Raw genomic sequence first — 9482 nt, forward strand, 5'->3', positions numbered from 1 at the left:
CCTTCGCGCTCTGGTTTCTTTACAGCGATTCGCACCGCACCAAGCGCAAGCCATGAACGCCCGCATTGCCGCCCAACTGCGAGCCCAGGGAGTAGACCCCGGCACCCTGCAACCACTCAAGCGCGGAAACAGCCCCGTAGCGCCCTCGCTACCGCCAGGTAGCCCAATCCCACCACTTACACCCGTAGGAGGGCAGGAAGGGGTGAAAAACAAGGGTAAAACCACTGGTCAGGAGTTACCCACCCTTCGCCCCCGGTTTCAGATAGCCACCCACGCGGGCTACCCCGGTCTACGCATGGTACTATGGGGCCTCACCGATGAGCAAGTACAGCACCTACGAACAGCTGCTTTGGGAATAGGGGTATTGGAACAGAACTAACAGAAACGAGATATGCTGATAACACTGCATTGCCATGTAGCCCTCAACACAGCTTCAGTTGATGAAGATGTTGAAGTAGAAGTACCAGATGAATTTGCTGACTGGACTCAAACAGAACAGTTTGAATACCTAGAAGATGAATACAACCAATGGCTAGGGTCTAACATGGATTCAGGATACAATTTTACCCTCCATGACCAGTAAACCACCCCGCACGAGCAACTATGATAAGCTGTTGCAAGTCTGCCTCGATCTACATGAGGAATACGAAGACCACAGTAAGCCCGGTGGCTACAAGCTCGGTAGCCACGACCCCGAAAATGCCCGCATCACCCTCTATAATGTGGAGAACACCCCAGCGGGATTAGCCACCCTTCGCAAGAAGTTAGATGCCGTGAAGGTCTCTTACCGACTGGTCGTGCTAGAACCCCACCGGTACCACAGCAACATTCACTTGATGGATATTGACGTATGAAACCACCCCACGGAATACAGGCCTTCCACGGCACCCCGCCGGTGACGGGTCGGCCCGCTGCTACACCGGCTCGGGTAGTACAGGTTGGCCCACCTGCAACGACCACCCCACCGAAACGCACCCACCTGACAGAACCCTTATTATCTGTCCGCCTCCCCAACCGCGTGACCTTATCGGCGGAGCTGGTCAAGCAGGTGAACGACGCCCTGCGTGGACCTGGGGAGACCTTGCAGAATCAGCGTACCCGCTTTGGATTAGCTAGTCCTGTGGAGCTTGTCCCCGCCGCCCGCAACCTCAGCGGCGTATGGTACTTGGATGTGCGGGCCACCGCGGGGCGTCGGCTCCCGAAAACACCGGGCAGTCGGTATGAGTTTGCCACCTCCCACCACCTAGCCCCAGGACACTTCTCCCGCCCAATGGCAATCGGACAACCTCACCAGATGCGCTCCCGCCTCTCCTTTCGCTTGGGAGAACAAGTAGTTCCTGGGTACTTCGCACTGGTTGCTATGTAGGTTATGAAGAACAGGGTATCGTATGGGTTAATAGACCGAGCGTTTTTAACCGCCTTCCTCAGAAATATTATCCAAGAAGCGGGGTGTTGGGTATGGAAGGGGTGGATGCAGAACGGAGTGCCTGTTTTCCGGTACAATTACATGTTGTTTTCCGCTCGCAAGACTTCCTATTTCACGTTCGTCTCAGCCAAGGGGGATAAGTATCAAACCACGTGCGGCAACCCACGTTGTATTCACCCTGACCACTTATCTATTTTAAATACAAAGCATTTCCACTTGGCTGATCTTGCACGGCAAGGGACTGGCTACCAGCAACGCAAAACGCACTGTCCCCAAGGACACGCTTTGACTTATGATAATATCGTTCAGGCTAAGACCAGTAAATATCCGAAGGGGTATCGTCGGTGCCTTATATGCTATCGACAGCAGCAGCTAGCTTACGTACACAAAAAGCGAGGCAAAATACCCCTTTAGCAGGTCTTGCCTCTTGCCCGCCCGATCCGTTCGACAACTTTCGCGGGTCTTGGCCCCTGCCTGCCTGCCGGGGCGGGTAGTTTCGTCTGTGGACCCGACAAAACCCGACACTTCAACGCACGCGCACAAGCCCCTCGCTGTTTGGCGTAGAGCCTTTCTGGCCGTACTTGCTGACTGCGCCAATGTCAGCAAGGCGGCGCGCGCCGCGGAGGTGAACCGGCAGTATTGCTATGAGTGCCGCGCCAATGACCCCTCTTTTGCTGAGGAATGGGACAACGCCTTAGAAGAGGCAACCGACAAGTTGGAAGAGCGCGCTTGGACCCGCGCCAATTTTGCCGATGTACAGTACAAGTTTACGAAGACCGGCGAACCGATTCTGCATCCCATTACTGGTGAGCCCTACTACGAGCATGTAGGCAGTGATACCGTACTCATTACTCTGCTCAAAGCCCACCGGCCCGATAAGTACAAAGACCGCAAGGAGGTTACTGGTAAGGACGGGGCTCCGTTGGTGCCACCAGCCACCGACCTCACTAAACTTAGTCGAGAAGACAAGCTAGCCTTGCTGGCTATCCGTCGCAAGTTGCAGCCGAAGGAGGGCGACAGCGAATGATGCTGGTTGCTGAAGATATTCTGCACGACATCCCCACGGAAGAGGAGTTGCTTGCCGACTTGTGTCGTGAGCGCTTCTACGACTTCTTCCTGGAGTTTTGGGAGACCATTGAAGCGACTGAGCTAGTCCCCAACTGGCATATCGAGTACATCTGCGACCAGTTACAGCAGGTGTACGAAACGTGGGAGCGCAAGGAATCCCAGCCCGACGTACTGATTAACGTCCCTCCTGGCAGCAGCAAGAGCACCACCGTTACCCAGTTGTTTCCCGCGTGGCTGTGGGTGAAGAACGCCGCTATCCGCACCATTAGCTCGTCCTACGCGGCAGACCTGAGTACCGCCCACGCGGTCAAAACCCGCGACTGCATCACCTCCGACAAGTTTCAGCGGGTGTTTCCGGGCTTGATTGAGATAAAGAGTGATGAAGGGGGGAAAACAGCCTACCGCAATACCAAGATGGGACAACGCTTCACCACCTCCACGGGTGGGCGGGTAACGGGTATGCACGGGGACTTTATCATCGTAGACGACCCGATTAACCCCGAAGAAGCCGAGTCGGAGACTACCCGTATCCGGGCCAACCGCTTCGTTAGCAAAACCCTCTCCACCCGCAAGACCAACAAGAAGCGGACCGTGACCATCATGGTCATGCAGCGCCTGCACGAGCTTGACCCCGCCGGGGAGTGGATAAGCAAGAAACCCGTACTGCGGCACATCTGCCTACCGGCCGAAGCCAGCGCGGATATCCGCCCACCCGAAGCGGTGCAGTACTACGTGGAGGGTCTCTTGGATGTCAACCGCCTAGATCAAGAAGCTATCCTCAAAGCCAAGCAGGATTTGGGGAGCTACGGGTACGCGGGCCAGTTCGCCCAACGTCCGAGTCCGGAAGGCGGAGGCAAGCTCAAGAAAGCGTGGTTTGGTCGCATCAGCTGGCCGGACTTCCTCGTGTTGACCAAAGGACAGCCGGTGGTGTGGGAGTTTGATGCTGATACGGCACTAACCAAGAAGCAGAAAAACGACCCAACAGGGCTGCAAGCATCCGCTTTCGTTGGTAATACGCTCTATATCCGCAAGTTTGAATGGGTCCGTCTGGAAATGGGCCCGCTGTGCCGTCATATTCCTGAGTTCGTCCAGGGGAACGGCTATGGCGCTGGGAGTATGCTCTACATCGAGCCCAAGGCTAACGGCATCAGCACCGTGCAAACCATTCGGGAAAACACCAAGCTCAATGTGGTAGAAGCGCCCCCTCCTACCGATGATAAAGTTACCCGCGCTAACAGCATAGCCCCTTTCTGCGAGTCGTTGCGCGTGGTGCTCATTGATGGCAGTTGGTGTGAACCCTGGCTGGATGAAGTGAGCACCTTCCCCAATGCCGCCCACGACGAAAGCGTGGACTTGCTTGGGCAAGCCATCCGTCGGCACATCACGCCAACCCGCAAAACCCGCGAAGCCCAATCCCTCTGATATGAAACTACCCGATATTGTCAACGCCGCACTACAGACGTTTGGGCTGGGCTCTAGCGGACTCACCAAGTACGATCAGAACTTCTTGCAACAGGTTATGGGGGAGAAGGCGTTGGTCGGATTCGATTCCATCGGCCGCACCAATCCGCTGTATCAGATGGTGGGTAATGATGCTACCTACCTCTCTCCTGAACAGCAGAAGCTACGCCAGCGACTCGTAGGACAGTTCGGCAGGGCTAATTCCTACTTCGCTACTAAGGCTGCCTCCCTGCCTTTGAACCTGTGGACTCGTGGAACGGATGGCAAGCCCAAGCAGGAGCCGTATGACGCCCCTCTGTTGGACTTGTTGTGGCAACCCAACCCCATGACGAGCTACAGCACGTTCATGTGGCAGATAAGCTCGTTCTGGCACGGGGAAGGTACCGTTCCCATTTGGGCTAACCGACTGGATTCCGGTCCCAACAAAGGCAGACCCCAGGAACTCTGGATACTGCCTCCTCCGTGTGTCAAACCAATGGGAGGGGGATACATGGAACCGGTTACGTCGTACCGCTATACCCCTGACCCCGCCAAGCCCAATGAGTATATTGACTTGGACCCGTCGGAGTTGTTGTTTCTAAAGAACGGCGCCCTGCCAGGAGAAGCCAGGGGGACCAGTACCGCGCAATCGGCCTACCGGGAAGTCACCACCGACAAAAGCACTTCCGACGCGCAAAACAGCTTAATGCAGCATGGAGGGCCTCCCGGTATTATCTCGTTTCCGCCGGATAAGGACACGGCTATCACGCTTTCAGCCCCGACCATTTTCGATATCCGTAACCGCTTTGATACGCGCTATAGTGGGCCTGAAAATCGGGGCAAGATTCCGATTGTGACGGAGAAGGTGGAGTTTGTTAGCACTGGCGCTACTGCTGTGGACTTGGCTATCCTAGAACTGCGCATGGCCAACTTCCGCGAAGTATGCGGCTGGTTTGGCTTTTCGTCGGTCCTGTTGGGCGACATGGAAGCCAGCACCGACAACAACTACCAGAACGCCCGCAAAGCCTTCTACACCGATGCGTTGGTTCCTTACGCCAACAGCAACGCAGGGGAGTTGTCGCGCTGGCTGTGCCCGTTGTTTGGCTATAAACCAAAACAGGCGTGGTTGGAAGTGGATACGTCTGGTATTCCTGAACTACAGGAAGATAAAAAGGCCGAAACAGAGCGCATAATGAGCATGTATCTGCTGCCGATTGAGCGGCGGGTAGAGATGTTGGGCGAAACCCCCGACCCGGCTTTCAAAGGCTACCTGATACCAGCAGGCTTGCAGTACTTCAAGAACGCACAAGAACTCAGCGAGTCCCTTACCGACGAAGGCCAGAAGCTGCTAGGCCGCTACAATGAATACCCCGGCGTGTCGGCAGAGTAATTGCACTATACTCACCCTTCGTCGGGTACTACCCCTGTAAATCTGGACACTTCCCACCGTATTAATAGGATAAAACGATGCCCTACCAGCCAAAAGAAGCCGAACTACTACAACTCGGCTTCCGCACCAACAGCCCCGCCCAGCCCTATCCCACCCGCGCCTACTTCGCTCCTATGCAAGGGTCGGACAACTACCTGACCCTGTGCCCACGGCCCGGCATGGAAACAGCCGTGGAGTTCACGGGCGCCAGTAAGGTCGTGGCCCGCTACTACATCCGGTCTGCGGATGATCTACGCGCCGCCCTGCGTGGAGAAGGACAGCGGGAGGCGTTGCCCAAGCACGGGCGGGCGTTGTATCACTCGTAACAGCTACTGAAATGAAAGTTATTCGAGACAACCGAGTAGAGAACCGCTTCACCTTCCCAATGCGCTTGACCTGTGGGCACTGCAAATCGGAACTAGAGGCGGATAAGTCTGATTTGAAGTATACCGATGACGACCAAAGGGACCCTGGGTATTACTACATCCCTTGCCCCTTGTGCAACACGCATAATGTGGTGAAGCCTGTGCCCATTCGTTCAGCAAGTGCCTTCTTTAACAGGTAGCCTCATGACCATGCCCTTCGATTCCCCACTAGAGCAGCTACTTGAAACGCACAGCGACGTACTACGCCCCCCTGTTAGGCAACCTCTGGCCGGTGCGCCCCTTCAAGGTGGAGCAGTTTGGTCCGCTGACCAAGTACACGTTAGGCGAAATGCCAGATGGAAGGTGGGCTATGCTGCACCGATTAACGGAAGCTGACGCAGGCAGCCCGCACGACCATCCGTGTGATATGGAATCACATGGCATACACGGCAGCTATTGTGAGCAGGTCTTTTGCCCTGGCCCAATGTTCAAACTATGGGGGCCAGGTAGTAGCCACCACATTGGGGCAGACTGCATTCACCGTATTACCAAGCTATACAATGAAGAGGTATGGACCTTGGTATTCGCCGGGCCAGTAGTACGACAGTGGAAACACTATCCTGAGCTAGGTTAGACAGTAGGGGGAGTAGGCGGGCCGTTGGGTTCGCGGGTGGCAGCGTCAGGTAGCACCACAAACACTTTCCCACCAACCTCTTCTGTGTCGGCCCGCTTTTCTTCAATGCGCCGGTACACCTGGGTAACAGAGATACCTTCCTTGTCGGCGTATTGCTTGATAGTCGCTAATCGGGCAAGGTACGCCTTGATGGCGGGGTCGGTAGTGGGCATCGGGTTCTGAGGTATTCGCAAGGTTTGGCGCATGAAGGTAAAAGTTTAACCGTTATAATTTGAACGTTATAAAGATAACGGTTATATTTGTTACGGTTACACTATTAACTGGTATGCCTGCATGGAAACAGCTATTAAAGAACGTCCTATCCTTTTCAGTGGTGCGATGGTACGCGCCCTACTCGCTGGCACGAAGACCCAGACGCGCCGGACCACTGGCCTAGACTTTATCAATGAAAACCCCAGTTGCTGGCAACGGCAGTGGGTACCTGCTAAGGATGGTAAGCACTGGCTGTTTACCTGTGGTGATGACCGTGTGCAAGTTCGGTGCCCTTATGGTGTCGAGGGTGACCGGCTGTGGGTGAAGGAAACTCACCAGATGGGCTTCTCCACCCACGTTTCAGATTGCGGCTATCTCTACCGTGCCACTGATGTAGACAAGCGCACCCACCACGGCGTGTACTGCTACGAAAAGGATGGCAAGTACTATGACCACTACGATAAGCAGTTCGTGTGGCGCCCTTCCATCTTCATGAAGCGCGTTGCTTCGCGCATCCTGCTAGAACTCGTGTCGGTGCGAGTGGAGCGGTTGCAGGATATATCCGAGGCTGATGCAGTAGCTGAGGGGGTAGAAGAGCATATCATTCCCGCTTTAGGGCCCGGCACTTGGGGTATGTGGAAGAACTACCTATGGTCTGAGAAAACAGTAGATAAGCAGGCCAAAGCCAAGTGCAGCGCAAAGGAAGCCTACGAAACTCTGTGGGAATCCATCAACGGCCCCGGCTCCTGGCAGGCCAACCCCTGGGTATGGGTCATTTCCTTTCAGGTTGTTAAATAAGCCACGGGAACCACGCCAATGCAACGCTACTGGATATCCTTTTGGGCAGACGACCCCCGCAGTATTGGAGGCGACCCTGGACATACATTCTTTTGCACAGGCTATCGGGATACAGAGGATGATAAGGGCACATGTTCCATGTGCGTTTTAGCGGAAGGAGAAAGCTTTGACGCTATCTGGTCTACACTCAAGAGCGACAAGTTTTACCCCGAGGCAGAACAGCGGTTTGCTGAAGCAGCTGATGCCAGCTTTAAACCTAATAGTGGTGGGCGTTTCCCCAGCTTGCTTCTGTGGCAAGTAGCAACGCCTCAGCAACCAGGCCCACTTGTGGCTTAACCTCGCCTTCCCTGTCACGAACGAAGGCGGGGTTCACCTGTAACGCTAACTGTACTTACCCCCTGTAGTCATGAACCTCTTCTTGTACATCCTTGGTCAAGTAAGCCTGTTCACAGCAGGCATAGTAGCCTTCCTCTTAGGGCTTGGGTTCTTCAGTGCTTTGCCAGACAAGGATAAAGCGGGACTACTGGAGTTCATCATTGCTCTGCTCGGCCTCGCCTGTTGCGCCGTGGGGGCCTCGCTCTGCCTGTATCCGATTGTCAATCTCTTTCAGTGAGACCATGCCCATTAACAATGAACTACGTGATGATACCAGTGCCATGCTCAGCTACCTACAGGGTGAACCGCCAACACCTGCCCCTGTAGCCAAAACCCCTGCTGACTACCTGCGACAAGCCATGCGCAATCTTGGAGAGGAGTATGTAGAAACGCCAAACGGGGTACTGGTAAGCGAAGCAGCGTCAGCAGAAGCCATCCGATTAGCCGTAGCCGACGCCAAAGAGGTACCTGGCTGGAATTAACCTGTAACCGCTCTTCCCCATGTCACAGAAACTAAGCAACAAACGCCGCGAGCAGATACGGGAGACGTTGAAGCAAGCCAACAGCAAGAACAACGCGTACTGGACGTATGAGGATGAAAATACGGCTATAGGCGACCTCCTTGCCGAGCTAGACCGCATCCTTCCCTCCTGGGTAGCCACCGACGCCGGTCAGCACCAGTACAACCGCGCTTATGAGGTGGCTGGCACGACACCCAATTCATCTGACTCCGTATGGTTAGGCCGCGCCCGCTATGACGAGACGTGGAACACATGGGTAGATGCCAATACCTCCAAACCCTTCCCCCTGGGTACCACGATTACGCACTACCTGCATAGTCTGACCCCTACGGAGTTGATCGGACAACCAGAGAGAGGGGAGTAGGGGTATGGCGCATAATGCAATAAGACTACCCTATGTGCCCAAAGAAGAGCGCGAGAATATAATGGTTGCTAGGCCGACCCTCCGCATTGTCCAAACAAGCCCCACTACCTACGCTGTACAACAACTGGAATGCCGTGGGTGGTGGTTATGGCGCAAACAAGAGTGGGTTAACTATGCCGTCAGGGTGTATCGCGGTTGCGACCCCTGCACAGGAGGAAGAGAGGAGCACGAATGCCCTATACACTTCGATTCCATAGAAGCCGCTGAAGCATGGGTACAACAACAGCGTGAGGCGCGGCAGTATCCACGGGTGGTGAAAGAACTAACTAACTGAATAAGGTATGAGACTCAGTAAACATTGGTTCCAAGCTATTGCCCTTGCCTTGTTCACCCTGGCTCGGATGGCCTATAAGGTAGACTTTCGGCCCTATACATGGGGTGTGATTGCCGCTGCTATGGTAACCAGCTTTCTGATCTTATTGGTGTTAAGCCATGTGACGTTGAGTTGGCTCAAGTGGCTAATAGCATTGGTTACGAACCCTAAAGATTAAGCCACATGACAGTAGGAGAGTTGCTGGAATACATCTATCTCCACAATGTGGATAGAAACGCAGAGGTGTTAGTGCAGCGTGTTGAATACATACACTTTGAGGGGTTTAACATAAGTGGAATGCGCGGACTCTTGCCCGATGGAACCTACGGGGTGTACCCAGAAGGCTCCAAGTCAACAGGGTGGCCCACCGTTCAAAAGGAAGGCGACTGTGGCATGACAGAATACATCTCAATACACTGTCCTGTGCGCTGGGATAA

The 9482-nt window shown here is 54.6% G+C and carries 14 protein-coding genes; 13 read left to right on the top strand and 1 reads right to left on the bottom strand.

Annotated elements, in window-relative coordinates:
* Nucleotides 1–52: 52 nt before the first annotated feature.
* The 9 genes from CHB83_RS19605 (at nt 53) to CHB83_RS23630 (ending at nt 6362) form a co-directional block, all read left to right on the top strand.
* Nucleotides 53–379: a hypothetical protein gene (locus tag CHB83_RS19605; RefSeq protein WP_089333898.1), complete on the top strand. Its 327-nt coding sequence runs from the start codon at nt 53–55 to the stop codon at nt 377–379.
* A gap of 12 nt (nt 380–391) precedes the next feature.
* The gene (locus CHB83_RS19610) at nt 392–583 is read left to right on the top strand and encodes a DUF7167 family protein (protein WP_089333899.1); all 192 of its coding nucleotides are present in this window, start codon (nt 392–394) and stop codon (nt 581–583) included.
* Complete coding sequence (locus CHB83_RS19615; RefSeq protein WP_089333900.1) at nt 573–854, top strand: hypothetical protein; 282 nt, start codon at nt 573–575, stop codon at nt 852–854. The genes CHB83_RS19610 and CHB83_RS19615 overlap by 11 nt, the downstream gene beginning before the upstream one ends.
* The gene (locus CHB83_RS23625; RefSeq protein WP_143437214.1) at nt 851–1366 is read left to right on the top strand and encodes a hypothetical protein; all 516 of its coding nucleotides are present in this window, start codon (nt 851–853) and stop codon (nt 1364–1366) included. Before CHB83_RS19615 ends, CHB83_RS23625 begins: the two co-directional genes overlap by 4 nt.
* 562 nt (nt 1367–1928) lie before the next feature.
* Nucleotides 1929–2453 (top strand): hypothetical protein, encoded by a 525-nt coding sequence (locus CHB83_RS19625; protein ID WP_143437215.1) that lies wholly within the window; start codon nt 1929–1931, stop codon nt 2451–2453.
* The gene (locus CHB83_RS19630) at nt 2450–3916 is read left to right on the top strand and encodes a hypothetical protein (protein WP_089333903.1); all 1467 of its coding nucleotides are present in this window, start codon (nt 2450–2452) and stop codon (nt 3914–3916) included. The genes CHB83_RS19625 and CHB83_RS19630 overlap by 4 nt, the downstream gene beginning before the upstream one ends.
* 1 nt (nt 3917) lies before the next feature.
* Nucleotides 3918–5324, top strand: coding sequence for a phage portal protein (locus CHB83_RS19635; RefSeq protein WP_179225576.1), 1407 nt, complete (start codon nt 3918–3920; stop codon nt 5322–5324).
* A 77-nt stretch (nt 5325–5401) separates the two neighbouring features.
* Nucleotides 5402–5689, top strand: coding sequence for a hypothetical protein (locus tag CHB83_RS19640; RefSeq protein WP_089333905.1), 288 nt, complete (start codon nt 5402–5404; stop codon nt 5687–5689).
* A 280-nt stretch (nt 5690–5969) separates the two neighbouring features.
* Nucleotides 5970–6362 carry a hypothetical protein gene (locus CHB83_RS23630; protein ID WP_143437216.1) on the top strand — a complete coding sequence of 131 codons (393 nt, stop codon included), beginning with the start codon at nt 5970–5972 and terminating at the stop codon, nt 6360–6362.
* Here CHB83_RS23630 and CHB83_RS19645 read toward each other — a convergent pair.
* Complete coding sequence (locus CHB83_RS19645) at nt 6359–6607, bottom strand: hypothetical protein (RefSeq protein WP_089333906.1); 249 nt, start codon at nt 6605–6607, stop codon at nt 6359–6361. The genes CHB83_RS23630 and CHB83_RS19645 overlap by 4 nt on opposite strands.
* An 88-nt stretch (nt 6608–6695) precedes the next feature.
* On the opposite strand from CHB83_RS19645, the gene CHB83_RS19650 reads away from it, so the two are divergent.
* The 4 genes from CHB83_RS19650 (at nt 6696) to CHB83_RS19670 (ending at nt 8672) form a co-directional block, all read left to right on the top strand.
* The gene (locus CHB83_RS19650; RefSeq protein ID WP_218823203.1) at nt 6696–7412 is read left to right on the top strand and encodes a hypothetical protein; all 717 of its coding nucleotides are present in this window, start codon (nt 6696–6698) and stop codon (nt 7410–7412) included.
* A gap of 406 nt (nt 7413–7818) precedes the next feature.
* Nucleotides 7819–8025 carry a hypothetical protein gene (locus tag CHB83_RS19660; protein WP_089333908.1) on the top strand — a complete coding sequence of 69 codons (207 nt, stop codon included), beginning with the start codon at nt 7819–7821 and terminating at the stop codon, nt 8023–8025.
* 4 nt (nt 8026–8029) lie between these two features.
* A complete protein-coding gene (locus CHB83_RS19665) occupies nt 8030–8269 on the top strand; it encodes a hypothetical protein (protein ID WP_089333909.1) in 240 nt (79 codons plus the stop codon).
* Nucleotides 8270–8288: 19 nt separating this feature from the next.
* On the top strand, nt 8289–8672 hold the full coding sequence (locus CHB83_RS19670) for a hypothetical protein (protein WP_089333910.1): 384 nt from the start codon (nt 8289–8291) through the stop codon (nt 8670–8672).
* Nucleotides 8673–9482: the final 810 nt, after the last annotated feature.

This window comes from Hymenobacter mucosus (assembly GCF_900188255.1).
Classification (GTDB): Bacteria; Bacteroidota; Bacteroidia; order Cytophagales; family Hymenobacteraceae; genus Hymenobacter; species Hymenobacter mucosus.

Bases quoted from the DNA above. Each gene is read 5' to 3' on its own strand.
- CHB83_RS19610 (WP_089333899.1), top strand. From the start codon at position 392: ATGCTGATAACACTGCATTGCCATGTAGCCCTCAACACAGCTTCAGTT.
- CHB83_RS19635 (WP_179225576.1), top strand. From the start codon at position 3,918: ATGAAACTACCCGATATTGTCAACGCCGCACTACAGACGTTTGGGCTG.
- CHB83_RS19670 (WP_089333910.1), top strand. From the start codon at position 8,289: ATGTCACAGAAACTAAGCAACAAACGCCGCGAGCAGATACGGGAGACG.
- CHB83_RS19630 (WP_089333903.1), top strand. From the start codon at position 2,450: ATGATGCTGGTTGCTGAAGATATTCTGCACGACATCCCCACGGAAGAG.
- CHB83_RS19640 (WP_089333905.1), top strand. From the start codon at position 5,402: ATGCCCTACCAGCCAAAAGAAGCCGAACTACTACAACTCGGCTTCCGC.
- CHB83_RS19660 (WP_089333908.1), top strand. From the start codon at position 7,819: ATGAACCTCTTCTTGTACATCCTTGGTCAAGTAAGCCTGTTCACAGCA.
- CHB83_RS19665 (WP_089333909.1), top strand. From the start codon at position 8,030: ATGCCCATTAACAATGAACTACGTGATGATACCAGTGCCATGCTCAGC.
- CHB83_RS19615 (WP_089333900.1), top strand. From the start codon at position 573: ATGACCAGTAAACCACCCCGCACGAGCAACTATGATAAGCTGTTGCAA.
- CHB83_RS19645 (WP_089333906.1), bottom strand. From the start codon at position 6,607: ATGCGCCAAACCTTGCGAATACCTCAGAACCCGATGCCCACTACCGAC.
- CHB83_RS19605 (WP_089333898.1), top strand. From the start codon at position 53: ATGAACGCCCGCATTGCCGCCCAACTGCGAGCCCAGGGAGTAGACCCC.
- CHB83_RS19650 (WP_218823203.1), top strand. From the start codon at position 6,696: ATGGAAACAGCTATTAAAGAACGTCCTATCCTTTTCAGTGGTGCGATG.
- CHB83_RS23625 (WP_143437214.1), top strand. From the start codon at position 851: ATGAAACCACCCCACGGAATACAGGCCTTCCACGGCACCCCGCCGGTG.